The 24,554-nt window shown below is 46.0% G+C and carries 21 protein-coding genes and 1 pseudogene; 17 read left to right on the forward strand and 5 right to left on the reverse strand.

What is annotated here, in order from left to right; genetic code table 11:
• Positions 1 to 1,152: a M20 peptidase aminoacylase family protein gene (locus MKY50_RS01845; RefSeq protein ID WP_341116071.1), complete on the reverse strand. Its 1,152-nt coding sequence runs from the start codon at positions 1,150 to 1,152 to the stop codon at positions 1 to 3.
• A gap of 149 nt (positions 1,153 to 1,301) precedes the next feature.
• On the opposite strand from MKY50_RS01845, the gene MKY50_RS01850 reads away from it, so the two are divergent.
• From MKY50_RS01850 to MKY50_RS01870, 5 genes and pseudogenes are all read left to right on the forward strand, one after another.
• A complete protein-coding gene (locus MKY50_RS01850; RefSeq protein ID WP_327829695.1) occupies positions 1,302 to 2,735 on the forward strand; it encodes a YfcC family protein in 1,434 nt (477 codons plus the stop codon).
• Positions 2,736 to 2,850: 115 nt separating this feature from the next.
• A pseudogene (locus MKY50_RS01855) lies at positions 2,851 to 3,452 on the forward strand (DUF6773 family protein).
• Between the two features lie 148 nt (positions 3,453 to 3,600).
• Positions 3,601 to 5,580, forward strand: a complete 1,980-nt coding sequence (gene amyE / locus MKY50_RS01860; RefSeq protein ID WP_341116072.1) for an alpha-amylase — start codon at positions 3,601 to 3,603, stop codon at positions 5,578 to 5,580.
• A gap of 176 nt (positions 5,581 to 5,756) precedes the next feature.
• Positions 5,757 to 6,722, forward strand: coding sequence for an L-lactate dehydrogenase (locus MKY50_RS01865; protein WP_341116073.1), 966 nt, complete (start codon positions 5,757 to 5,759; stop codon positions 6,720 to 6,722).
• A 31-nt stretch (positions 6,723 to 6,753) separates the two neighbouring features.
• On the forward strand, positions 6,754 to 8,379 hold the full coding sequence (locus MKY50_RS01870; RefSeq protein ID WP_341116074.1) for an L-lactate permease: 1,626 nt from the start codon (positions 6,754 to 6,756) through the stop codon (positions 8,377 to 8,379).
• A 43-nt stretch (positions 8,380 to 8,422) separates the two neighbouring features.
• On the opposite strand, the gene bmr3 is transcribed toward MKY50_RS01870, so the two are convergent.
• Positions 8,423 to 9,961, reverse strand: a complete 1,539-nt coding sequence (gene bmr3 / locus MKY50_RS01875) for a multidrug efflux MFS transporter Bmr3 (RefSeq protein ID WP_049140249.1) — start codon at positions 9,959 to 9,961, stop codon at positions 8,423 to 8,425.
• Between the two features lie 112 nt (positions 9,962 to 10,073).
• On the opposite strand from bmr3, the gene MKY50_RS01880 reads away from it, so the two are divergent.
• The 3 genes from MKY50_RS01880 (at position 10,074) to MKY50_RS01890 (ending at position 12,072) form a co-directional block, all read left to right on the forward strand.
• Entirely contained in the window at positions 10,074 to 10,538 is a 465-nt protein-coding gene (locus tag MKY50_RS01880) for a MarR family transcriptional regulator (RefSeq protein WP_003246360.1), read from the forward strand.
• 73 nt (positions 10,539 to 10,611) lie between these two features.
• Positions 10,612 to 11,241 (forward strand): LysE family translocator, encoded by a 630-nt coding sequence (locus tag MKY50_RS01885; RefSeq protein WP_003246469.1) that lies wholly within the window; start codon positions 10,612 to 10,614, stop codon positions 11,239 to 11,241.
• Positions 11,242 to 11,310: 69 nt separating this feature from the next.
• On the forward strand, positions 11,311 to 12,072 hold the full coding sequence (locus MKY50_RS01890) for a YqcI/YcgG family protein (protein ID WP_044052645.1): 762 nt from the start codon (positions 11,311 to 11,313) through the stop codon (positions 12,070 to 12,072).
• A gap of 1 nt (position 12,073) precedes the next feature.
• Here the strand turns inward: MKY50_RS01890 and MKY50_RS01895 are convergent, their stop codons facing one another.
• Entirely contained in the window at positions 12,074 to 13,414 is a 1,341-nt protein-coding gene (locus MKY50_RS01895) for an amino acid permease (protein WP_003234675.1), read from the reverse strand.
• Positions 13,415 to 13,543: 129 nt separating this feature from the next.
• Here MKY50_RS01895 and MKY50_RS01900 point away from each other — a divergent pair, with 129 nt between their 5' ends.
• Complete coding sequence (locus MKY50_RS01900) at positions 13,544 to 14,140, forward strand: DUF1989 domain-containing protein (RefSeq protein WP_003246345.1); 597 nt, start codon at positions 13,544 to 13,546, stop codon at positions 14,138 to 14,140.
• Between the two features lie 129 nt (positions 14,141 to 14,269).
• The gene (gene nadE, locus MKY50_RS01905) at positions 14,270 to 15,088 is read left to right on the forward strand and encodes an ammonia-dependent NAD(+) synthetase (protein ID WP_003246440.1); all 819 of its coding nucleotides are present in this window, start codon (positions 14,270 to 14,272) and stop codon (positions 15,086 to 15,088) included.
• 49 nt (positions 15,089 to 15,137) lie between these two features.
• Here the strand turns inward: nadE and tmrB are convergent, their stop codons facing one another.
• The gene (gene tmrB / locus MKY50_RS01910) at positions 15,138 to 15,731 is read right to left on the reverse strand and encodes a tunicamycin resistance ATP-binding TmrB (RefSeq protein WP_003246258.1); all 594 of its coding nucleotides are present in this window, start codon (positions 15,729 to 15,731) and stop codon (positions 15,138 to 15,140) included.
• 275 nt (positions 15,732 to 16,006) lie between these two features.
• Between tmrB and MKY50_RS01915 the strand changes: the two genes are divergently transcribed.
• The gene (locus tag MKY50_RS01915) at positions 16,007 to 16,567 is read left to right on the forward strand and encodes a shikimate kinase (protein WP_003246473.1); all 561 of its coding nucleotides are present in this window, start codon (positions 16,007 to 16,009) and stop codon (positions 16,565 to 16,567) included.
• A gap of 27 nt (positions 16,568 to 16,594) precedes the next feature.
• Here the strand turns inward: MKY50_RS01915 and MKY50_RS01920 are convergent, their stop codons facing one another.
• The gene (locus MKY50_RS01920; RefSeq protein WP_372553874.1) at positions 16,595 to 17,398 is read right to left on the reverse strand and encodes a class I SAM-dependent methyltransferase; all 804 of its coding nucleotides are present in this window, start codon (positions 17,396 to 17,398) and stop codon (positions 16,595 to 16,597) included.
• Positions 17,399 to 17,473: 75 nt separating this feature from the next.
• Here MKY50_RS01920 and MKY50_RS01925 point away from each other — a divergent pair, with 75 nt between their 5' ends.
• The 6 genes from MKY50_RS01925 (at position 17,474) to putP (ending at position 24,554) form a co-directional block, all read left to right on the forward strand.
• On the forward strand, positions 17,474 to 18,448 hold the full coding sequence (locus MKY50_RS01925) for a LysR family transcriptional regulator (protein ID WP_003246430.1): 975 nt from the start codon (positions 17,474 to 17,476) through the stop codon (positions 18,446 to 18,448).
• Positions 18,449 to 18,519: 71 nt separating this feature from the next.
• Entirely contained in the window at positions 18,520 to 19,476 is a 957-nt protein-coding gene (cah, locus tag MKY50_RS01930; protein WP_003246400.1) for a cephalosporin C deacetylase, read from the forward strand.
• Positions 19,477 to 19,559: 83 nt separating this feature from the next.
• Entirely contained in the window at positions 19,560 to 20,342 is a 783-nt protein-coding gene (locus tag MKY50_RS01935; RefSeq protein ID WP_003246492.1) for a nucleotidyltransferase domain-containing protein, read from the forward strand.
• Between the two features lie 191 nt (positions 20,343 to 20,533).
• The gene (gene putB, locus MKY50_RS01940) at positions 20,534 to 21,445 is read left to right on the forward strand and encodes a proline dehydrogenase PutB (protein ID WP_003246421.1); all 912 of its coding nucleotides are present in this window, start codon (positions 20,534 to 20,536) and stop codon (positions 21,443 to 21,445) included.
• A 16-nt stretch (positions 21,446 to 21,461) separates the two neighbouring features.
• Positions 21,462 to 23,009 (forward strand): L-glutamate gamma-semialdehyde dehydrogenase, encoded by a 1,548-nt coding sequence (gene pruA, locus MKY50_RS01945; RefSeq protein ID WP_341116075.1) that lies wholly within the window; start codon positions 21,462 to 21,464, stop codon positions 23,007 to 23,009.
• Between the two features lie 90 nt (positions 23,010 to 23,099).
• A complete protein-coding gene (gene putP, locus MKY50_RS01950; RefSeq protein ID WP_072175235.1) occupies positions 23,100 to 24,554 on the forward strand; it encodes a sodium/proline symporter PutP in 1,455 nt (484 codons plus the stop codon).

The raw sequence follows: 24,554 nt of genomic DNA on the forward strand, positions 1-24,554 counted from the left end.
TTAAGAAGCGTTAGCGGCAGCAAGTGATTCCGCCTTCTGAAATGTTTTGAGCACGGCGTTCGCCAAAATATGAATGCCGGTAAACATCGCATTTCTGTCAAAGGTCATGTGCGGATGATGGAGCCCCGGCTGGAGCCCGCAGCCTAGTCCGAGCATCGTTGTTTTCAGATTCGGCACCTTCACGGCGTAAAAATGGAAATCCTCTCCGCCGGTAGTGACAAGCGGGTCATCAAGCCGCTCAGCCCCGATGATATCTGTAATGGCTTCTGCCATGATCGCTTCAGCTTCTTTGTTTTGTGTTGCCGCAGGAAGGCTGTGTTCTTTTTGCAGATCGATTTTTGCGCCGAATGCAGCGGCGGCCGCTTCACAGGCTCTTTCTGTCTCGGCGATTAACGCCTCCATGGCTTCATTGGTCTGTGCGCGCAAATCAAGGCTGAACGATGCTTTTCCTGGAATGATGTTAGAGCTTTCACCGCCGGCTTGAAGTTTTGTCATTTTGACGGTATGCGGGATTTGCGGGTCAATATGAATGAGTCCGAGCTTATGTACAAGAAATGCCGCAATTTCAATGCTGTTTTTCCCGAGGTGCGGACGGGCGCCATGAGCCTCTTCCCCGATGATCGTTCCCTCAATGTGCTGGCTTGATCCGTGCAGAATAGACGGAGCGCAGCGGCCGTTCTGTGTTTCCTGGATCGGACGGACGTGAACGCCATACAAATAGTCGATATCATCAAGCACGCCTTCTTCTATCATTTTCAAGGCGCCGCCGCCTTTTTCTTCTGCCGGCTGAAAGATAAAACGGATTGTGCCCTTCGGAAGCTCAGGTTGTTTTTTTAGCAGCATTAACGTGCCCAATGCCATTGTCATATGTGAATCGTGTCCGCAGGAATGGTTGGCGCGAAATGTGCCGTTAACCTCCTGCCACAGCGCGTCAATATCAGCGCGTACCGCTACAACAGGTGAGCCTGAGCCGATTTCGCCGACAACCCCGGTGCAGTCTGAAAACGTGCGCGTCCGGCACCCTAAATCCTCAAGCTTTTGTTTCAAAAATGAAGTTGTCTCATATTCCTTCCAGCTGACTTCAGGGTTCGCGTGCAGATGCTCGAAGATGTCTATAATGGTTTGTTTCATGTCTTCTGAAAGCTTTTGCATGGTAAGAAATACCTCCTTCTATCAGAATGAATTTTTACCTTCTTTACTTTATTTATATTGAAACAGGAAGATAGGCTGTATATAATATAGCACATATTGCTACTATTCAGAATAATTAATATTTTCAAACAGAGGGGATGGATCGAAATATGAGTATGCCAGCAGCCGAAACACAGCCTAAGAAAAAACGTATGACATTTAAAATGCCTGACGCCTATGTCCTCTTATTTATGATTGCTTTCATTTGCGCAATCGCTTCATATATTGTGCCGGCAGGTGAATTTGACCGCGTGACAAAGGGGAATGTCACGACCGCTGTTCCGGGAAGCTATCATTCAATTGAACAGTCTCCGGTCAGCTTGATCAGCTTTTTTACTTCTCTACAGGATGGAATGGTTGGATCAGCACCCATCATCTTTCTGATTTTATTCACAGGCGGCACCATTGCTATTCTAGAAAAAACGGGTGCCATCAATGGCCTGATTTACAATGTCATCAGCAAATTCCGCACAAAGCAATTATTATTTATTTGTATTGTCGGCGCATTGTTCTCCATTCTCGGAACAACCGGGATTGTCGTGAATTCAGTTATCGGTTTTATCCCCATCGGCCTCATTGTGGCACGATCCTTAAAATGGGACGCAGTCGCGGGAGCCGCTGTTATATACATCGGCTGCTACGCTGGATTTAACTCCACCATATTATCACCGTCACCGCTCGGTTTATCACAATCAATCGCGGAGCTCCCTCTTTTCTCAGGAATCGGCCTGCGAGTTGTGATATACATATGCTTTTTGCTGTCTTCTATTATTTATATCTATTTGTATACGAGAAAATTAAAAAAATCAAAAGATGCCAGTGTGTTAGGAACAGATTGGTTCCCTGCGGCAGGAATGGGCGAAGCCGGTAAAGAAGAAGATCAGTCAGTGCCGTTTACCGTTCGCCATAAGCTGATTTTGGCTGTGGCGGGACTCTCACTTGTCGGATTTTTATACGGCGCTTTGAAGCTTGGCTGGTCAGATTCCCAAATGGCTGCGACATTTATTTTTATTTCTGTCCTTGCCGGTTTAATAGGCGGGCTTGCGGCGAACGATATTGCCAAAACCTTCATTACGGGCTGCCAAAGTCTTGTATACGGGGCGCTGATTGTCGGGATGGCACGAAGCATTTCCGTTATCCTTGAAAATGGAAAGCTTCTCGATACTGTCGTCAATGCTTTGGCTTCACTTTTGGATGGATTCAGCCCGATTGCTGGGGCAATCGGCATGTATATCGCCAGTGCGCTGCTTCATTTTCTCATCTCTTCAGGTTCTGGCGAAGCCGTTGTATTTATTCCAATCCTGGCGCCGCTCGCTGATTTGATGGGAATCACGAGACAGGTTGCGGTTGAAGCGGTTATGCTTGGAGAAGGGGTCGTCAACTGTGTGAACCCGACATCCGGCGTTCTCATGGCGGTGCTTGCCGCCAGCGGTATTCCGTATGTCAAGTGGCTGCGGTTTATGGTGCCGCTTGCTCTGATTTGGTTCTTGATCGGGCTTGTCTTTATCGTGATCGGCGTCATGATCAATTGGGGGCCGTTTTAACGATTGCTGCCCGCCGGCTTGTACGGCGGGCTTTTGAGTTATTCATTGCAGAAGCGCAGGCTGTTATTGTAACATGTAAGCCATAAGCCATTCGTAAAAGTGCGGGAGGAAGGTCATGAATAATCTGCGTAATAGACTTTCAGGCGTGAATGGGAAAAATAAGAGAGTAAAAGAAAAAGAACAAAAAATCTGGTCGGAGATTGGGATGATAGCGGGAGCATTTGCGCTGCTTGATGTGATCATCCGCGGCATTATGTTTGAATTTCCGTTTAAAGAATGGGCTGCAAGCCTTGTGTTTTTGTTCATCATTATCTTATATTACTGCATCAGGGCTGCGGCATCCGGTATGCTCATGCCGAGAATAGACACCAAAGAAGAACTGCAAAAACGGGTGAAGCAGCAGCGAATAGAATCAATTGCGGTCGCCTTTGCGGTAGTGGTGCTTACGATGTACGACAGGGGGATTCCCCATACATTCTTCGCTTGGCTGAAAATGATTCTTCTTTTTATCGTCTGCGGCGGCGTTCTGTTTCTGCTTCGGTATGTGATTGTGAAGCTGGCTTACAGAAGAGCGGTAAAAGAAGAAGTAAAAAAGAAACCATCTTGAAAAATAGATGGTTTCTTTTTTTGTTTGGAAAGCGAGGGAAGCGTTCACAGTTTCAGTCAGCTTTTTTTATAGGAACATTGATTTGTATTCACTCTGCCAAGTTGTTTTGATAGAGTGATTGTGATAATTTAAAATGTAAGCGTTAACAAAATTCTCCAGTCTTCACATCAGTTTGAAAGGAGGAAGCGGAAGAATGAAGTAAGAGGGATTTTTGACTCCGAAGTAAGTCTTCAAAAAATCAAATAAGGAGTGTCAAGAATGTTTGCAAAACGATTCAAAACCTCTTTACTGCCGTTATTCGCTGGATTTTTATTGCTGTTTCATTTGGTTCTGGCAGGACCGGGGGCTGCGAGTGCTGAAACGGCGAACAAATCGAATGAGCTTACAGCACCGTCGATCAAAAGCGGAACCATTCTTCATGCATGGAATTGGTCGTTCAATACGTTAAAACATAATATGAAGGATATTCATGATGCAGGATATACAGCCATTCAGACATCTCCGATTAACCAAGTAAAGGAAGGGAACCAAGGAGATAAAAGCATGTCGAACTGGTACTGGCTGTATCAGCCGACATCGTACCAAATTGGCAACCGTTACTTAGGTACTGAACAAGAATTTAAAGAAATGTGTGCAGCCGCTGAAGAATATGGCATAAAGGTCATTGTTGACGCGGTCATCAATCATACCACCAGTGACTATGCCGCGATTTCCAATGAGATTAAGGGTATTCCAAACTGGACACATGGAAACACACAAATTAAAAACTGGTCTGATCGATGGGATGTCACGCAGAATTCATTGCTCGGGCTGTATGACTGGAATACACAAAATACACAAGTACAGTCCTATCTGAAACGGTTCTTAGAAAGAGCATTGAATGATGGAGCAGACGGTTTTCGTTTTGATGCCGCCAAACATATAGAGCTTCCGGATGATGGCAGTTACGGCAGTCAATTTTGGCCGAATATCACAAATACATCTGCAGAGTTCCAATACGGAGAAATCCTGCAGGATAGTGCCTCCAGAGATGCTTCATATGCGAATTATATGAATGTGACAGCGTCTAACTATGGGCATTCCATAAGGTCCGCTTTAAAGAATCGTAATCTGGGCGTGTCGAATATCTCCCACTATGCATCTGATGTGTCTGCGGACAAGCTAGTGACATGGGTAGAGTCGCATGATACGTATGCCAATGATGATGAAGAGTCGACATGGATGAGCGATGATGATATCCGTTTAGGCTGGGCGGTGATAGCTTCTCGTTCAGGCAGTACGCCTCTTTTCTTTTCCAGACCTGAGGGAGGCGGAAATGGTGTTAGATTCCCGGGGAAAAGCCAAATAGGTGATCGCGGGAGTGCTTTATTTGAAGATCAGGCTATCACAGCGGTCAATAGATTTCACAATGTGATGGCTGGACAGCCTGAGGAGCTCTCGAATCCGAATGGAAACAACCAGATATTTATGAATCAGCGCGGCTCACATGGCGTTGTGCTGGCAAATGCAGGTTCATCCTCTGTTTCTATCAATACGCCAACAAAATTGCCTGATGGCAGATATGACAATAAAGCTGGGGCAGGTTCATTTCAAGTGAATGATGGTAAACTGACAGGCACGATCAATGCCAGGTCTGTGGCTGTGCTTTATCCTGATGATATTGCAAAAGCGCCTCATGTTTTCCTTGAGAATTACAAAACAGGTGTAACACATTCTTTCAATGATCAACTGACGATTACCTTGCGTGCAGATGCGAATACAACAAAAGCCGTTTATCAAATCAATAATGGACCAGAGACGGCGTTTAAGGATGGAGATCAATTCACAATCGGAAAAGGAGATCCATTTGGCAAAACATACACCATCATGTTAAAAGGAACGAACAGTGATGGTGTAACGAGGGCCGAGGAATACAGCTTTGTTAAAAGAGATCCAGCTTCGGCCAAAACCATCGGCTATCAAAATCCGAATCATTGGAGCCAGGTAAATGCTTATATCTATAAACATGATGGGGGCCGGGCAATTGAATTGACCGGATCTTGGCCTGGAAAACCAATGACTAAAAATGCAGACGGAATTTACACGCTGACGCTGCCTGCGGATACGGATACAACCAACGCCAAAGTGATTTTTAATAATGGCAGCGCCCAAGTGCCCGGCCAGAATCAGCCTGGCTTTGATTACGTGCAAAATGGTTTATATAATGACTCGGGCTTAAGCGGTTCTCTTCCCCATTGAGGGCAAGGCTAGACGGGACTTACCGAAAGAAACCATCAATGATGGTTTCTTTTTTGTTCATAAATCAGACAAAACTTTTCTCTTGCAAAAGTTTGTGAAGTATTGCACAATATAAATGTGAAATACTTCACAAATAAAAAGACATCAAAGAGAAACATACCCTGGAAGGATGATTAATGATGAACAAACATGTAAATAAAGTAGCTTTAATCGGAGCGGGTTTTGTTGGAAGCAGTTATGCATTTGCGTTAATTAACCAAGGGATCACAGATGAGCTTGTGGTCATTGATTTAAATAAAGAAAAAGCAATGGGCGATGTGATGGATTTAAACCACGGAAAGGCGTTTGCGCCACAACCGGTCAAAACATCTTACGGAACATATGAAGACTGCAAGGATGCTGATATTGTCTGCATTTGCGCCGGAGCAAACCAAAAACCTGGTGAGACACGCCTTGAATTAGTAGAAAAGAACTTGAAGATTTTCAAAGGCATCGTCAGTGAAGTCATGGCGAGCGGATTTGACGGTATTTTCTTAATCGCGACAAATCCGGTTGATATCCTGACTTACGCAACATGGAAATTCAGCGGCCTGCCAAAAGAGCGGGTGATCGGAAGCGGCACAACACTAGATTCTGCGAGATTCCGTTTCATGCTGAGCGAATACTTTGGCGCAGCGCCTCAAAACGTGCACGCACATATTATCGGAGAGCACGGCGACACAGAGCTTCCTGTTTGGAGCCATGCGAATGTCGGCGGTGTGCCGGTCAGTGAACTCGTTGAGAAAAACGATGCGTACAAACAAGAAGAGCTGGACCAAATTGTAGATGATGTGAAAAACGCAGCTTACCATATCATTGAGAAAAAAGGCGCGACTTATTATGGGGTTGCGATGAGTCTTGCTCGCATTACAAAAGCCATTCTTCATAATGAAAACAGCATATTAACTGTCAGCACATATTTGGACGGGCAATATGGTGCAGATGATGTGTACATCGGTGTGCCGGCTGTCGTGAATCGCGGAGGGATCGCAGGTATCACTGAGCTGAACTTAAATGAGAAAGAAAAAGAACAGTTCCTTCACAGCGCCGGCGTCCTTAAAAACATTTTAAAACCTCATTTTACAGAACAAAAAGTCAACTAACCGCAACTTTAGAGTAAAGGGCTGATTGTCAATGTGGGAGCAGTTGTATGATCCGTTTGGAAACGAGTATGTGAGCGCACTTGTGGCGCTCACTCCGATTCTCTTTTTTCTTTTGGCTTTAACTGTTTTGAAAATGAAAGGCATTCTTGCGGCATTTCTTACCCTAGCCGTCAGTTTCTTCGTCTCCGTTTGGGCATTTCATATGCCGGTTGAAAAAGCGATTTCTTCTGTTTTGTTAGGAATCGGGAGCGGGCTGTGGCCCATTGGCTACATCGTCCTGATGGCGGTGTGGCTGTATAAAATCGCAGTGAAAACCGGGAAATTTACCATTATTCGGTCCAGCATTGCCGGCATTTCGCCTGACCAACGATTACAGCTATTATTAATTGGTTTTTGTTTTAACGCGTTTTTAGAAGGCGCGGCCGGTTTTGGTGTTCCGATTGCGATTAGTGCGGCGCTGCTCGTCGAACTTGGTTTTAAACCGTTAAAAGCGGCAGCGCTCTGCTTGATTGCAAACGCCGCCTCCGGAGCCTTTGGGGCGATCGGGATTCCTGTCATCACAGGGGCGCAGATTGGTGATTTGTCTGCTCTTGAGCTGTCACGGACATTAATGTGGACACTGCCGATGATCTCATTTTTCATACCATTCCTGCTTGTATTCTTATTAGACCGAATGAAAGGAATCAAACAGACATGGCCCGCTCTTCTGGTTGTGAGCGGTGGGTATACAGCGGTTCAGACACTGACAATGGCGGTGCTCGGGCCGGAATTAGCAAACATTTTGGCGGCCTTATTCAGCATGGGCGGGCTTGCCCTCTTCCTCCGCAAATGGCAGCCGAAAGAGATTTACCGCGAGGAAGGGGCCGGCGATGCTTGTGAGAAAAAGGCATACCGTGCCGCTGACATTGCGAAAGCGTGGTCTCCTTTCTACATTTTAACTGCGGCGATCACCATTTGGAGCCTTCCTGCCTTCAAAGCGCTTTTCCAAGAAGGCGGGCTGTTATATCAATCAACGCTCCTGTTCAAAATGCCTTTTCTGCATCAGCAAATTATGAAAATGCCGCCGATTGCGCCATCTGCCATGCCGTTAGATGCAGTCTTTAAAGTTGATCTGCTGTCAGCGACTGGTACAGCGATTTTAGCGGCGGTCATCGTGACAGGGCTGTTCAGCAAAAAGTTCTCCTCTCGGGATGCCTTTGCTTCCCTGAAGGAGACAGGAAAAGAGCTGTGGGTGCCGATTATGACGATCTGCTTCGTGATGGGGTTTGCCAATCTGGCCAACTTCGCAGGGCTCAGCTCTTCAATTGGATTAGCATTGGCGAAAACAGGAGACCTGTTCCCGTTTGTCAGTCCTGTTCTTGGCTGGATTGGCGTGTTCATCACCGGTTCTGTTGTCAGCAATAATGCTTTGTTCGGCCATTTGCAGGTTGTCACCGGAGCGCAGATCGGTGCGGGTTCAGACTTGCTGTTAGCCGCAAATACGGCGGGCGGTGTCATGGCGAAACTTGTTTCTCCTCAATCTATCGCCATCGCTGCCGCAGCGGTAGGCCAAACAGGCAAGGAATCTAAACTGTTTAAAAGGACAGTGGCGTACAGCCTGATTCTGTTATTGATCATTTGTATATGGACGTTTATTCTTGCAAGATTTGGAGTGTAATAGAAAAAAGCAGTACATGCCCAGCATGTACTGCTTTTTTATGTTAATTTGCTTTCTTTGTCATTTCGGCTGTTGTTTTCACTCTGGCTTTTCCCATAAATAAAATGGTAACCGCCGCGAGGACAATTGGAATCAAAGCGAGCAAAAAGACATACGTAATACTTGATGACATCGCGTCAATAATGCGATTCAGGATCGCATCAGGAATCTGGGAACGTGTTCCCGCTTGGAATATCTCCTGCGGGTCGCCAATATTTTGCGTAGCACCTGATCCCGCTGAGCCTTTCATCCCGCTGAAGGCGTCGCTCAGCTTGTTCGTGAATACGTTTGTTTGCACCGTTCCGAAAATGGTGACGCCTAAGGTCATGCCAAATGATCGCAAAAATGAATTTGTAGAGTTTGCCGTTCCCCGAAAGCGAGGTTCAAGATCATTCATCGATGCCGCCGGCAGCAGGGAGAAGTTAAAGCCTACACCAAAGCCTGAAATCATCATAAAGACTGTCAGCCATACCCGTGCTGTGTCAGGCGTCATATTGGAAAGAAGCAGCATGCCGATAAAGAAAGCTATAACAGATATCAGCATCAAATTGCGGAAGCTTGCCTTCGTTTGGAAGATCCCGCCGATCATGCTTCCGATGACTGATCCAATCATCATCGGCGTCAGAATGAAGCCCGCGCTTGTCGCCGAGCTGCCGTAGACCGCCTGAACGAAAATCGGAATAAATACCGCTAAAATAATAAATGTTCCGCCATACAGGAAAGCGAGAATCTGCGCTGTGGCAAACAAGCGGTTCTTAAACATCCAGAAAGAAATAATCGGCTCTTCTGCTTTTCTCTCCACAATAAAAAAGGCAATGAAGAAAACGGCGAATACAATAAACAGCCCGATGATCTGAATGGAATTCCAATCGTATGTTTTGCCGCCAAGCTCAAGGGCGAACATCAGACATACAATGGATACGACTAAGGTAATCGCGCCGCCCCAGTCTATTTTCTGCTTTCTGTGCTCCAGAGATTCTTTGTAGTAGCGAATAATGAAAAACAATGACAATGCGCCGATCGGCACATTGATGTAAAACACCCAGTGCCAGCTGATCGAATCTGTAATGATCGCGCCTAAGAGCGGACCAAGAACACTGGATAATCCAAATACAGCACCGAACATGCCGGACATTTTTCCGCGTTTTTCCGGCGGAAACAAATCGAAGATAATGGTAAAGGCAATCGGCAGGAGCGCGCCGCCTCCGATCCCTTGAATGGCCCGGAAGATGATCAGCTGATTCATCGTCTGGGCAATCCCGCATAAAGCAGAACCGATTAAGAAAAAAATAAGTCCAAACAGGAAAAAACGTTTTCGGCCGTACATATCGGAAAGCTTGCCGTAAATCGGCATGCCAGCCATAACCGCCACCATATAGGATGCCGTCACCCAGGCAAATTTATCGAAGCTTCCAAGATCGGCTACGATATTGCCCATCGCGGTGGCAACAATCGTATTGTCCATTGCAGACATCAAGATGCCCAGCAGGAGACCGAGGACCACAAATTTGGTGGAAGCCTGTTTTGCTGTTGTTGTGTCCATTTGTTCTACCTCCTCTTACTTTTCTATGTAAGTTCTGATATCATGATAATAGTTTGATTGTTGAATATCTCGATTATCAAGATAAACTCGATTTTATAGGGAGGACTGTCAGTTGTCAACAAGAAATTCTAGAAGTGAGTTGGAAAAGACTGCTGTTCAGCTTTTTCGAAAACTGGGCACAAGAACGGTTCTGTTTCATCAGGCAGCCGCTCAAGCTCTCGGTCTGTTTCCCACCGATTTGAAATCAGCTGACATTTTAAATGAAGCAGGGCCGATGACGGCCGGAGAGTTGGGGAAAAAAACCGGCCTCAGCACGGGTTCCGTCACGGCGCTTGTTGACCGGCTGGAAAAAGCGGGGTATGTGGCTCGTGAAAAGGACCCGAACGATCGCAGGAGAGTCGTAATCGTCCCTTTGACTGCTTCGAAAAAACATATAAAGGATTTGTTCCGTCCTCTGTCTGAGTCGACGATGGATTTGTGCCGCGAATATACGGAAGAGGAGCTGGAACTCATTTTCAGTTTTGTAGGCAAAGCCGCCGATATTATGGAGGAAGAGCTTGAACGTCTGAAACAGTAAGTGAATTTGTGCATAGCTTGGCCCGTTCCCGAATAAATTGTACAAGTTACATAAGAGAAGGGAGTACGGGCCGGTGAACATTTTTTTGAGCTATATTGTGCTGGGACTGTCCTTGTCTGCGCCTGTGGGGCCAGTGAATGCGGCGCAAATAGACAAAGGAATTAAAAACGGTTTTTGGCATGCATGGATTTTCGGTTTAGGCGCCATGACAGCGGATGGGCTGTACATGCTTTTTATCTATTTCGGGCTGTCACAGTTTTTGACCGCTCCATTTGTGAAAACGTTTTTGTGGCTCTTCGGCTTTTTTGTCCTGACCTATACCGGAATTGAAACGCTTAAAAACGTCAGAGAACCGATGGATGTGCGAAGCTCGCGGGGGAAACCGTCATACAGGAAAACATTCGCATCGGGTTTTCTCATTTCATTGTCAAACCCATTGAGCATCCTTTTTTGGCTTGGAATTTACGGAAGCATTCTTGCGAAAACAGCAGAGGCCTACAATATGAATCAGCTTCTAATCTATAGCTCCGGCATCATGATCGGCATTTTAATCTGGGATTTCTGCATGGCTATCACAGCCAGTACGTTCAGAAACCTGCTTCATGAAAAGCTATTGAGAGGATTGACCGGAATCGCCGGTGTATCCCTCCTTGTGTTTGGCTTTTACTTTGGTTATCAGGGCATCAAACAGTTATTGGGCTGATTCATGAAGGACAGTCACCTGCCGCTTCCAGTTTTAATATAGTATCCAGATGATACTGGAGGTGGATCAATGGTGAATGGGATTTACACCAAAAGTTTTCTGGAACGTATTCAGGAAGAGCTTCCTGAATGGCAAAGAATCGCTTTTGAGCTGCTGGCAGAAACTCTGGGGGACGACGCGGATACGTTTCCGTGCATTCCCGGACGCCAGGCGTTTCTGACTGATCAGCTTCGGATTGCTTTTGCCGGAGATCCGCGGGAAAACTGTACAGCGGAGGAACTGGCTCCGTTGCTTGCGGAGTACGGCAAGATATCGCGGGACACGGGAAAATATGCATCCCTCGTTGTGTTGTTTGATACACCGGAAGATTTGGCGGAGCATTATTCGATTGAAGCGTATGAAGAGCTGTTTTGGCGCTTTTTAAATAGACTGAGTCATCAAGACGAAAAAGAATGGCCGGAAGACATTCCGGCCGATCCTGAGCATTATAAATGGGAGTTTTGTTTTGACGGCGAGCCGTATTTCATTCTGTGCGCTACACCGGGGCACGAGGCAAGAAGAAGCCGGAGCTTTCCTTTTTTTATGGTCACGTTTCAGCCAAGGTGGGTGTTTGATGACCTAAATGGATCAACTGCATTTGGCCGTAACATGAGCAGGCTGATCCGATCTCGTTTAGAGGCCTATGATCAGGCTCCGATTCACCCGCAATTAGGCTGGTACGGAGGAAAGGATAATCGTGAATGGAAGCAGTATTTCCTCCGTGATGACGAAAAACAGGTATCGAAGTGCCCGTTTTCTTATTTAAAGAACATGTTCAACAAAATGAAATAAATCAAGGACTGGCAGGGCGATCTTTATGACCCTGCTTTTTTTGATAGATCATGGTAACGATGGCGATGATCACGAGAAAACCTATGCTGACGAAAAAACCGGGCCGGCTTGATTTTTCAAACAATGTACCGGACACAGCCGCAGCAATCAGAACCATCGCTAAATAAATTTGCGTTTTTCCCATGCCCTCGGGATCAGTCAGCTTTTTGCTGGAGAACAGGATAAACAGCCAAGTGTATAAAAGCATAAGCCCCGCAGCTGTTGTCATATGCTCATAAATGTTTTTAGGCAGCACTAACGACAGAATAATGGAGAGAACAAGCCCCGCAAACGTCAGCCCAAGTGCCGGCCAGCATATTTTTTTGCCTTCCTTTAGAGTAAAGCATTTCGGCGCGTCGCCGTCATCAGCCATTGTACAAAGCAATGTCGTAACGGCAAAAAGCGAAGCGACAAGGGTCGAGAACCCGGCGATGATGAAAATCCCGTTAAATATATCAAGGATGATCTCAAGGTTATATCCTTTTAATGATGTAATGAACGGACTGTCCTGTTCAGTAAACGCGTGTAACGGAACCAAAAGCAGAGCCAGCCCGATTGAAATAATATAAATAATCGCCAGCGTTGCCAGCATCAGTTTCCCTGATTTAGACGCTTCCTCAGGTTTTTTTAAGTGAACCGCCATCAGCCCCATGACCTCAATTCCGCCAAAAGCGTAAAACGCGTAGATTAAACCTGTCCACAGCCCCATGGCGCCGTATGGGAAAAACTCAATCGTCTTATTTGGAACATGTATGCCATGATTTCCGCCGGACAGGATACCGCATAAAGCCAGGATGGCAATGACAATAAACATAAAAATAGCAGCTGTTTTAATCACTGCCAGCACGTTTTCTGTTTTTTCAAAGACGGACAGGCCGGTGAAAATAATAAGGAGCCCAAGTACTGCGTAGATTGAGGCAAACACCCATAGCGGCACTTGAGGAAACCAATGCTTCGTAAAGAGCGAAATGGCTGTCAGCTGGCTTCCGGTAATCAGCATTTCTGATGTCCAGTACACCCAGCCGTTGCTGAAGCCTGCCCATTTGCCGAATGCTTTTCGGGCATACGCACAAAACGAACCTTTTTCCGGCTGCTTCGCCGATAGCTTGGCGAGCTGTTCAAAGACAAAATACGTACCGATCCCTGCGATCAGAAATGAAAGGAGAACGGAAAAACCGCTTTTTACAATTGCGATGCTGGAACCGAGAAAGAAGCCTGTTCCAATCGTGCAGCCGACTCCGATCAGTGACAGCTGCCACCAAGCCAGATTCCCTTTTGGCTGGTCTTTTTTTGTTTGGCTCATTATTTATTCAACCCCTTTTATCTAAGGTTAGATTGTGATCTGTCCAAAGCTTATATACATCGGATTTTTGCCTCTTTTTACATGGAGAAGGAAGCAGACGCTCATACTAATGAAAAAAGGAGCAAACCAATGACACAGCAATATATTGTGGAGCCGAAAAAAGGGCTTGGGCTGAAGCTGAAAAAGGGGCAGATTTTAAAGGTGGTTGATGTAGAAGGGCAGCAGGTGGCTGATTTTGTCGCATACCATGCCAAGGATTTTTATGAACACCTTGATCAGGGAGCGACGATAGACGCCAATCACTCCATTCATGTGAAGGTCAACGACCATCTCTACTCCAACCTGTATAAGCCGATGTTAACCCTGATTGAAGATACGGTCGGCAAGCATGATCTGCTGTTGCCCGCCTGCCGTCCTGATATGAACAGGCTCTTATATGGGAAGCAAAAGGATGAGTTTCAGGATACGTGCTATGACAATATGAACCGTGCGCTTGAGCAGTTTGGCGTACCGAAGCCCCACATGCATTACCCATTTGCGATTTTTATGAATACTGTCCTTGATGAGAAAGGGAATCTGTCTGTGGAAACGCCGCTTTCGAATGCCGGAGATTATGTAAGGCTCAGGGCGGAGATGGATTTAATTGTCGCGTTTTCTTCCTGCCCGATTGAAAAAGGGAAATGCAATGGCGACAGTGTGACATCCATACGGGTTGAAGTCAGCTGATCTCTCTTGTTCACTGTGAATGAAGACCTGTGCTATATTTAATAGGGATACATAACAGTCATGATTCATTTTCATTGATTTAGGGAAATGATCAGTAATAAGGGAAAATGTACAGGAGGAATGATTGGGATGAGCATGCAGGAAAAGATTATGCGTGAGTTACATGTGAAGCCCTCAATTGATCCAAAGCAAGAAATTGAGGACCGAGTCAATTTTTTAAAACAATATGTAAAGAAAACCGGTGCTAAAGGCTTTGTATTGGGAATCAGCGGGGGCCAGGATTCAACACTTGCGGGAAGACTCGCTCAGCTTGCGGTGGAGAGCATTCGCGAGGAGGGCGGAGACGCTCAATTTATCGCGGTCCGTCTTCCGCATGGCACACAGCAGGATGAAGACGATGCCCAGCTTGCTTTGAAGTTTATTAAGCCGGATAAATCATGGAAGTTTGATATTAAATCGACAGTCAGCGCTTTTTCTGATCAGTATCAGCAGGAAACAGGCGATCAGCTGACGGACTTTAATAAAGGAAACGTAAAAGCAAGAACAAGAATGATCGCGCAATACGCGATCGGCGGCCAGGAAGGTCTTCTTGTGTTAGGAACAGACCATGCTGCTGAAGCAGTGACTGGTTTCTTTACGAAGTACGGTGACGGCGGAGCAGACCTCCTGCCGCTGACAGGCTTGACGAAGCGCCAGGGAAGAACCTTGCTGAAAGAGCTGGGTGCACCGGAACGCTTATACTTAAAAGAACCGACTGCCGATCTGCTCGACGAAAAACCGCAGCAGTCGGATGAAACAGAGCTTGGCATTTCCTACGACGAGATTGACGATTATCTCGAAGGAAAAGAAGTATCAGCGAAAGTATCAGAAGCGCTGGAAAAACGCTACAGCATGACTGAACATAAACGCCAGGTTCCGGCGTCTATGTTTGATGACTGGTGGAAATAAGTTGAAGAAAGCCCGCTCTCGGAGCGGGCTTTTGTCGTGTACAGAAGCTTTATTTGATGCGGATATGATTCAGCTTTACCATTAATCTGTCGGCGAACCTTCGGAGGCTGCCTCTTGTATCAGGATCTAATGGGAGTTCGGCTCTCGCGGCAATGTTCTCTGCCACATCCTGAATCGACAGGTTGTCTGTTTGAATGTGGTCCTCAAAAATGGGTGATGATAATCCTTCAACACAGCGGTCAATTTGTTTGGCGGCCCATGAGTTTTTTCCTTCTGCTCTGGTGCGCAGCCTTTTTAACAAGGTTTCCTTTGAAGCCATTAGTGTAAAGTGGTGAACGATCCTGCCTTCCTGTCTGAGCCTGCCGATGATCTCATTGAAGTATTCAGGGTGTACAATCGTCATAGGCACAATAAGGATGCCGCGGTATGTATCTGTCAGAGAAGCTAGCAAACTGTAATTGAACGCCCGCCATAAAGGATAGCTTTGAAAATCGTCCTTTGCGATCTCCTGCGGCACCATGGAGCGCAGCGCAAAACCCATTTTCTCGGGATCATACACGTAAGATGGGTTCAGCCTTCTGTGCAGTTCGAAGGCTGTTTGTGTTTTTCCCGAACCGAATGCCCCGTTTATCCAAATGATCATCGCCATTTCTCCCTTCCTATTTATCATACAGAAAAAGACCCTTCCATCGAAGAGTCAGCTGGAAAAACAATAAAGGCGGAAGGTTTTAACGCTTTTTTGCGTCGAAGTATTAAAATACCTGCAGAAATGTTGTACAATGAATGTCATTCAGGCAAAAATGGCTACAACAAAGCGCACTATAAGCTTGACCGGTAAAGCCGGTATCTATATAAATATTCGCTAAATAAGCATATAATGAATATATAATTTCATTCCTTAGGAGGATTTCGCCGAAGATGAACGCTAAACGAGCCATCCCAGTAAGAGAAAGAAATATCGTCCTGATCGGATTCATGGGTGTAGGAAAAACAACAATCGGCCAATTGGTCGCTAAAAAATTATATAGAGATTTTATTGATATTGACCAGCAGATCGAAAAGGATTTCAATATGTCAATTCCTGAGATATTTGAGAAAAAGGGAGAAGACTTTTTCCGGAAAACGGAGAAGGAATATATTTTAGACATCTGCCATCATAAACGATTCAAAATCGTATCTCTGGGCGGGGGATCTTTTAAACAAGAAGAAATCAGAAATTGCTGTCTGGAAAACTGTCTCGTGCTTCATCTGGACCTGTCATGGGAGAACTGGAAGCAGCGCGCGGATTTATTGATCGAAAGCCGCCCTGTACTGCATAACCGTTCAATGGATGAAATGGAACAGCTGTTTAACGAAAGAAAAGTCATTTATGACAAGCACAATTCAAAAGTGGCAACAGACAACCTTTCCCCGGAAGAGGTTGCCGATTACATTGTTGAGACATTAAAAATTGGCTGGGATCTTTATCAGCCGATGTAAAAAGCCGTGCGCAGCGCACGGCTTTTTTTATCGTTTTATCCCTTGTATCAAAATCGCTTTTAAACAAAAGGAGATGGGCTGTCCGTTTTGGTTCAATGTAATACAGAACGTGTCGCGTGCTTCGTCTGATGCGTGATTCAAGTGGGTAATGATTTGTTTTTCTCGGTCAGCGGGGGTTCCGCCTCGTTTGATCCAGCTATCGTATTGAATCGGCAAGTTCCACTTTTGGATGTCTTGATAGGCCAGTTGATTGGCGCTGAACATCGCCTGCCATTCTGATAATGAGCTTTCACGAACATGGGAAGGGTCTCGAAGCCGGTTCAAATGATTGACAAACTCATCAAGAACGGGATCTTCAGGCGCGTAATGATCAACTAAGAGAAAACGTCCGTCCTGTTTTAGTACGCGTGCAACCTCTCTGACAGCTTTGCGGACATCTGAAAAATGGTGGGCTGCGTATCGGCAGGTGATGATGTCAAATGAATCGTCGGGGAAGGGGAGTGACTCTGCCGTTCCTTGCTGAAAGCGTACGTTTTCAACTCCTTTTTCTTGCGCGAAGGAGGACGCAACCTCAACCATCTCTTTCGTTGCATCAACACCGATGCACTCCTGTACATAAGGAGAAAATGCCAGCGCCGTATGGCCGGCGCCCGCTCCTATATCCAGCACTCGATGCTCTGCCCGGCATTCCGCTGTTTTGATCATCAACCCCAAATCTTCCCCCTCGGCAAATACCTTTTCATCCCGATACATCTCGGCGTTTTTAGAAAACGGTGTTTCATTTGTCATTTGAACCAGCTCCTTCTTTTCGTAAATGATGATATGGATTATGTTAGCAATTTCTGTTATGATTCGTCCAAGATATAAAAATGATGAAAATGATAGGTTCAACCTATGGAGGCTGAAATGGATATTAAAGTGATGGAATATGCAGCGGAAATTGCCCGGCGCCAAAGCTTTACAAAGGCGGCGGAACATCTTCATATCGCACAGCCGTCTCTCAGCCAGCAAATCAAAAAGCTTGAGGCTGAGCTGGGGCTTACCCTTTTTCACAGATCCCATGGCTCTGTTACACTGACACCTCACGGCAGGCGTTTCATTGAAAAAGCCGAGGACATCATTCGTTCCAGAGATGATTTGCTTCGGGAAATGCAGGAGCGATCACAGGGAATCGGTCATAAATTATCCATCGGGATTCCTGCTGTAACAGGGAGATATCTCTTTCCTCCGCTGCTGAAGCAGTTTTTGGCGCGCTATCCTCATGTGGAGGTTCAGCTTGTTGAAAAAGATCCGGTTTCATTAGAGAAGATGACGGCAAAGGGAGAAGTTGACCTTTCTGTTTTATCCTTGCCCATCGAGGATGAACGGCTCTCCATTACACCCTTGCTCACGGAACCGGTTGTTCTCGCGGTGCCGAAGGAAAAACAAAGGTGGATGCCGCCGGAATTGGTCGCGCTGATTGAGAAAGCGCTGGAAGAAGATGAGGGACGCCAGCCGTGTGTGCCGATTGACATGGTAAGGAACGTGCCCTTTATTCTGTTAAAAGAAGGCTTCGGCTTTCGCAGGACAGTTCTCGATCTCTGTGCGGAAAGCGGCTTTAAGCCGAATGCTGCCTTTAAGACGAGCCATATTGAAACCGCCCAATCTCTTGTGGCTAACGGATTAGGTGTGACAATGGCACCGAATATGGTCAGAAGGGATAAAGATCCGGGTGTGATCTATTTATCGATTCAATCCGCGCCATCACGAACCCTCGTCTTTGTCTTTTTAAAGAACCGCTATGTCAGTCTGACGGCCCAGGCCTTTATGGAACTAAGCCGGGAAAGTCTTAAACAAACGTTTGATGAAGGCTGTCTGGGAAACAAAGATGAAAATATTTAGAAAACAAAGACGAAACGTGGTAGTATAGGAATACAAACTAAATCTTATAAAACAAAGGGGAATAATCGGAAATGCAACTATTCGATCTGCCGCTCGACCAATTGCAAACATATAAGCCTGAAAAAACAGCACCGAAAGATTTTTCTGAGTTTTGGAAATTGTCTTTGGAGGAACTTGCAAAAGTCCAAGCAGAACCTGATTTACAGCCGGTTGACTATCCTGCTGACGGAGTAAAAGTGTACCGTCTCACATATAAAAGCTTCGGAAACGCCCGCATTACCGGATGGTACGCGGTGCCTGACAAGGAAGGCCCGCATCCGGCGATCGTGAAATATCATGGCTACAATGCAAGCTATGATGGTGAGATTCATGAAATGGTAAACTGGGCACTCCATGGCTACGCCACATTCGGCATGCTTGTCCGCGGCCAGCAGAGCAGCGAGGATACGAGTATTTCACCGCACGGTCACGCTTTGGGCTGGATGACGAAAGGAATTCTTGATAAAGATACATACTATTACCGCGGTGTTTATTTGGACGCCGTCCGCGCGCTTGAGGTCATCAGCAGCTTCGACGAGGTTGACGAAACAAGGATCGGTGTGACAGGAGGAAGCCAAGGCGGAGGTTTAACCATTGCCGCAGCAGCGCTGTCAGACATTCCAAAAGCCGCGGTTGCCGATTATCCTTATTTAAGCAACTTCGAACGGGCCATTGATGTGGCGCTTGAACAGCCGTACCTTGAAATCAATTCCTTCTTCAGAAGAAATGGCAGCCCGGAAACAGAAGTGCAGGCGATGAAGACACTTTCATATTTCGATATTATGAATCTCGCTGACCGAGTGAAGGTGCCTGTCCTGATGTCAATCGGCCTGATTGACAAGGTCACGCCGCCGTCCACCGTGTTTGCCGCCTACAATCATTTGGAAACAAAGAAAGAGCTGAAGGTGTACCGCTACTTCGGACATGAGTATATCCCTGCTTTTCAAACTGAAAAACTTGCTTTCTTTAAGCAGCATCTTAAAGGCTGATAAATGTGAAAAGCCGCCGCATATCATCAGGCGGTTTTTTTCTGCAAACTGCCGGAATGAGAACAGACTGGAGACGAATAGATATGAAACAAAGAATCATTGATGAATTAAAACGGATCGAGCAGTCATACGGAGTCAAAATCGTGTATGCCGTCGAGTCAGGAAGCCGCGCATGGGGATTTCCCTCGCAGGATAGTGATTACGACGTCCGCTTTATTTATGTTCCGAAAAAGGAGTGGTACTTTTCAATTGAGCAGGAGCGTGATGTCATTGAGGAACCGATTCACGATTTGCTGGATATCAGCGGCTGGGAGCTGAGAAAAACGCTTCGGCTTTTCAAAAAGTCAAACCCTCCGCTACTCGAATGGCTGTCCTCAGACATTGTGTATTATGAAGCATTTACGACCGCAGAGCAGTTAAGAAAACTGCGCACGGAGGCATTTAAGCCTGAAGCAAGCGTGTATCACTATATCAATATGGCGAGAAGGAACGTCAAGGATTATCTACAAGGACAAGAGGTCAAAATTAAAAAGTACTTCTACGTTCTTCGGCCTATTTTGGCCTGCCAATGGATTGAAAAGCACGGAACCATACCGCCAATGGACTTTACTGTTTTGATGAATGAACTTGTTGCTGAACCCGAGCTGAAGGCTGAAATGGAAACCTTGCTTGAACGGAAAAGAAGAGGGGAAGAGCTTGACCTCGAAGCAAGAATCGATGTTATTCACCAATTCATTGAAACGGAAATCGAAAGAATCATGGAAGCGGCAAAAGAACTGAAGGCAGAGAAAAAAGATATGACATCTGAATTGAACCGTTTGCTTTTGAATACGGTTGAAGAAGTGTGGAAGGATGGAGGAAGCTGATGTTTTTTGTCGCTTCCTTTTCTCCTTTATTCGACAGAATCCCCCCCCCGACTTTCTAACTATCTGATTGTGGCAAACCCACAAAAATAATCAGAATCTTTGTATTTTGAGAATATTGTGAACGCTGGTTTTGTCCATTTACAATAAACTCATACAAATACTTCTTAGATTGCGGGGTGTTGAGGTTGGAAGTGATCACAAGAGATTTTTTCTTATTTTTATCCAAAAGCGGCTTTCTCAATAAAATGGCGAGGAACTGGGGAAGTCGGGTAGCAGCGGGTAAAATTATCGGCGGGAATGACTTTAACAGTTCAATCCCGACCATTCGACAGCTTAACAGCCAAGGCTTGTCAGTTACTGTCGATCATTTAGGCGAGTTTGTGAACAGCGCCGAGGTCGCACGGGAGCGTACGGAAGAGTGCATTCAAACCATTGCGACCATCGCGGATCAGGAGCTGAACTCACACGTTTCTTTAAAAATGACGTCTTTAGGTTTGGATATAGATATGGATTTGGTGTATGAAAATATGACAAAAATCCTTCAGACGGCCGAGAAACATAAAATCATGGTCACCATTGACATGGAGGACGAAGTCAGATGCCAGAAAACGCTTGATATTTTCAAAGATTTCAGAAAGAAATACGAGCATGTGAGCACAGTGCTGCAAGCCTATCTGTACCGGACGGAAAAAGACATTGACGATTTGGATTCTTTAAACCCGTTCCTTCGCCTTGTAAAAGGAGCTTATAAAGAATCAGAAAAAGTAGCTTTCCCGGAGAAAAGCGATGTCGATGAAAATTACAAAAAAATCATCCGAAAGCAGCTCTTAAACGGTCACTATACAGCGATTGCCACACATGACGACAAAATGATCGACTTTACAAAGCAGCTTGCCAAGGAACATGGCATTGCCAATGACAAGTTTGAATTTCAGATGCTGTACGGCATGCGGTCGCAAACCCAGCTCAGCCTCGTAAAAGAAGGTTATAACATGAGAGTCTACCTGCCATACGGCGAGGATTGGTACGGCTACTTTATGAGACGCCTTGCAGAACGTCCGTCAAACATTGCATTTGCTTTCAAAGGAATGACAAAGAAGTAAAAAAGGAGAGATTATCATGACAACACCTTACAAACACGAGCCATTCACAAATTTCCAAGATCAAAACAACGTGGAAGCGTTTAAAAAAGCGCTTGCGACAGTAAGCGAATATTTAGGAAAAGACTATCCGCTTGTCATTAACGGCGAGAGAGTGGAAACGGAAGCGAAAATCGTTTCAATCAACCCGGCTGATAAAGAAGAAGTCGTCGGCCGAGTGTCAAAAGCGTCTCAAGAGCACGCTGAGCAAGCGATTCAAGCGGCTGCAAAAGCATTTGAAGAGTGGAGATACACGTCTCCTGAAGAGAGAGCGGCTGTCCTGTTCCGCGCTGCTGCCAAAGTCCGCAGAAGAAAACATGAATTCTCAGCTTTGCTTGTGAAAGAAGCAGGAAAGCCTTGGAACGAGGCGGATGCCGATACGGCTGAAGCGATTGACTTCATGGAGTATTATGCACGCCAAATGATCGAACTGGCAAAAGGCAAACCGGTCAACAGCCGTGAAGGCGAGAAAAACCAATATGTATACACGCCGACTGGAGTGACAGTCGTTATCCCGCCTTGGAACTTCTTGTTTGCGATCATGGCAGGCACAACAGTGGCGCCGATCGTTACTGGAAACACAGTGGTTCTGAAACCTGCGAGTGCTACACCTGTTATTGCAGCAAAATTTGTTGAGGTGCTTGAAGAGTCCGGATTGCCAAAAGGCGTAGTCAACTTTGTTCCGGGAAGCGGAGCGGAAGTAGGCGACTATCTTGTTGACCATCCGAAAACAAGCCTTATCACATTTACGGGATCAAGAGAAGTTGGTACGAGAATTTTCGAACGCGCGGCGAAGGTTCAGCCGGGCCAGCAGCATTTAAAGCGTGTCATCGCTGAAATGGGCGGTAAAGATACGGTTGTTGTTGATGAGGATGCGGACATTGAATTAGCGGCTCAATCGATCTTTACTTCAGCATTCGGCTTTGCAGGACAAAAATGCTCTGCAGGTTCACGTGCAGTAGTTCATGAAAAAGTGTATGATCAAGTATTAGAGCGTGTCATTGAAATTACGGAATCAAAAGTAACAGCTAAACCTGACAGTGCAGATGTTTATATGGGACCTGTCATTGACCAAGGTTCTTATGATAAAATTATGAGCTATATTGAGATCGGAAAACAGGAAGGGCGTTTAGTAAGCGGCGGTACTGGTGATGATTCGAAAGGATACTTCATCAAACCGACGATCTTCGCTGACCTTGATCCGAAAGCAAGACTCATGCAGGAAGAAATTTTCGGACCTGTCGTTGCATTTTGTAAAATGTCAGACTTTGATGAAGCTTTAGAAGTGGCAAACAATACTGAATATGGTTTGACAGGCGCGGTTATCACAAACAACCGCAAGCACATCGAGCGTGCGAAACAGGAATTCCATGTTGGAAACCTATACTTCAACCGCAACTGTACAGGTGCTATCGTCGGCTACCATCCGTTTGGCGGCTTCAAAATGTCGGGAACGGATTCAAAAGCAGGCGGGCCGGATTACTTAGCTCTGCATATGCAAGCAAAAACAATCAGTGAAATGTTCTAAGCGGGACTAAATGGGCATCCTCCCTGCGGGGGTGTCCATTTCATCCATATACTATAAAAAAGAGGAGGAAGTGCCATAGAAAACACACAGCTGATTATTTCGATTTGTATTTATATGGCGGGAATGCTGCTAATCGGCTACTTTGCTTACAAGCGTACGTCGAATCTGACGGATTACATGCTGGGAGGACGCTCTTTGGGTCCGGCAGTAACTGCTCTCAGTGCCGGCGCTGCCGATATGAGTGGCTGGCTGCTAATGGGGCTTCCGGGCGCCATGTTTTCTACTGGTCTGAGCGGCGCTTGGATCGTCATCGGACTTTGCCTTGGAGCGTGGGCGAACTGGCTTTACGTCGCACCGCGGCTGAGAACCTATACTGAAAAAGCGGGGAATTCGATTACAATTCCCGGATTCCTGGAAAATCGCTTCGGAGATCAAACAAAGCTTCTCAGACTGTTTTCAGGAATTGTCATTTTAGTCTTTTTCACGTTTTATGTATCGTCCGGAATGGTGTCCGGCGGCGTCTTATTCAACAGCATCTTGGGGATGGATTATCACACCGGCCTGTGGATTGTGACGGGTGTTGTTGTGGCATATACCCTGTTTGGCGGCTTTTTGGCAGTCAGCTGGACAGATTTTGTTCAGGGGATCATTATGTTTGCCGCACTCATTCTTGTGCCGATCGTTACGTTTTTCCACACGGGAGGAGCAGGTGATACAGTTGCTGAAATCCGCTCTGTAGATCCTGATATGTTTAATATTTTCAAAGGAACGAGCGTCCTTGGCATTATTTCTTTGTTTGCCTGGGGGCTGGGATACTTTGGCCAGCCGCATATTATTGTGCGTTTTATGGCGATAACGTCCGTAAAAGAGATCAAAAGAGCGCGCAGAATTGGGATGGGCTGGATGATTTTGTCTGCAGTAGGCGCAGTGCTGACCGGTTTGGGCGGAATCGCTTATTACCATCAGCGCGGCATGACACTGAAGGACCCAGAGACGATTTTTATTCAATTAGGGAATATCTTGTTCCATCCGATTATCACGGGTTTTCTGATTTCAGCGATTTTGGCCGCGATTATGAGTACAATTTCTTCCCAGCTGCTTGTGACATCAAGCTCTCTGGTAGAAGATTTGTATAAGTCGATGTTCAGACGCTCAGCTTCAGATAAAGAACTGGTGTTTTTAGGCCGACTGGCTGTTCTGGCTGTTTCAATTGTCGCGTTGGTTCTGGCTTGGGAGAAAAATAACACCATCCTTGGATTGGTCAGCTACGCGTGGGCGGGCTTCGGTGCATCATTCGGGCCGGTTGTACTGCTCAGTCTGTTTTGGAAACGAATGACCAAATGGGGGGCACTCGCCGGCATGATTGTGGGAGCAGCGACTGTAATCATTTGGGCGAATGCCGGTCTTTCGGACTTTCTGTATGAAATGATACCTGGTTTTGCTGCGAGTCTATTATCTGTCTTTTTTGTCAGCATATTGACGCAGGCTCCGTCACAAGCTGTCACAGACCAGTTCAACGACTACCAAGATACAATGTCGCAATAA

The organism is Bacillus sp. FSL R7-0685 (assembly GCF_038002425.1).
Taxonomy (GTDB): domain Bacteria; phylum Bacillota; class Bacilli; order Bacillales; family Bacillaceae; genus Bacillus; species Bacillus subtilis.

Bases quoted from the DNA above. Each gene is read 5' to 3' on its own strand.
- cah (WP_003246400.1), top strand. From the start codon at position 18,520: ATGCAACTATTCGATCTGCCGCTCGACCAATTGCAAACATATAAGCCT.
- MKY50_RS01935 (WP_003246492.1), top strand. From the start codon at position 19,560: ATGAAACAAAGAATCATTGATGAATTAAAACGGATCGAGCAGTCATAC.
- MKY50_RS01925 (WP_003246430.1), top strand. From the start codon at position 17,474: ATGGATATTAAAGTGATGGAATATGCAGCGGAAATTGCCCGGCGCCAA.
- MKY50_RS01845 (WP_341116071.1), bottom strand. From the start codon at position 1,152: ATGCAAAAGCTTTCAGAAGACATGAAACAAACCATTATAGACATCTTC.
- MKY50_RS01865 (WP_341116073.1), top strand. From the start codon at position 5,757: ATGATGAACAAACATGTAAATAAAGTAGCTTTAATCGGAGCGGGTTTT.
- MKY50_RS01915 (WP_003246473.1), top strand. From the start codon at position 16,007: ATGAACGCTAAACGAGCCATCCCAGTAAGAGAAAGAAATATCGTCCTG.
- tmrB (WP_003246258.1), bottom strand. From the start codon at position 15,731: ATGATCATTTGGATAAACGGGGCATTCGGTTCGGGAAAAACACAAACA.
- MKY50_RS01850 (WP_327829695.1), top strand. From the start codon at position 1,302: ATGAGTATGCCAGCAGCCGAAACACAGCCTAAGAAAAAACGTATGACA.
- MKY50_RS01870 (WP_341116074.1), top strand. From the start codon at position 6,754: ATGTGGGAGCAGTTGTATGATCCGTTTGGAAACGAGTATGTGAGCGCA.
- MKY50_RS01895 (WP_003234675.1), bottom strand. From the start codon at position 13,414: ATGAGCCAAACAAAAAAAGACCAGCCAAAAGGGAATCTGGCTTGGTGG.
- nadE (WP_003246440.1), top strand. From the start codon at position 14,270: ATGAGCATGCAGGAAAAGATTATGCGTGAGTTACATGTGAAGCCCTCA.
- amyE (WP_341116072.1), top strand. From the start codon at position 3,601: ATGTTTGCAAAACGATTCAAAACCTCTTTACTGCCGTTATTCGCTGGA.
- MKY50_RS01890 (WP_044052645.1), top strand. From the start codon at position 11,311: ATGGTGAATGGGATTTACACCAAAAGTTTTCTGGAACGTATTCAGGAA.
- bmr3 (WP_049140249.1), bottom strand. From the start codon at position 9,961: ATGGACACAACAACAGCAAAACAGGCTTCCACCAAATTTGTGGTCCTC.
- MKY50_RS01900 (WP_003246345.1), top strand. From the start codon at position 13,544: ATGACACAGCAATATATTGTGGAGCCGAAAAAAGGGCTTGGGCTGAAG.
- pruA (WP_341116075.1), top strand. From the start codon at position 21,462: ATGACAACACCTTACAAACACGAGCCATTCACAAATTTCCAAGATCAA.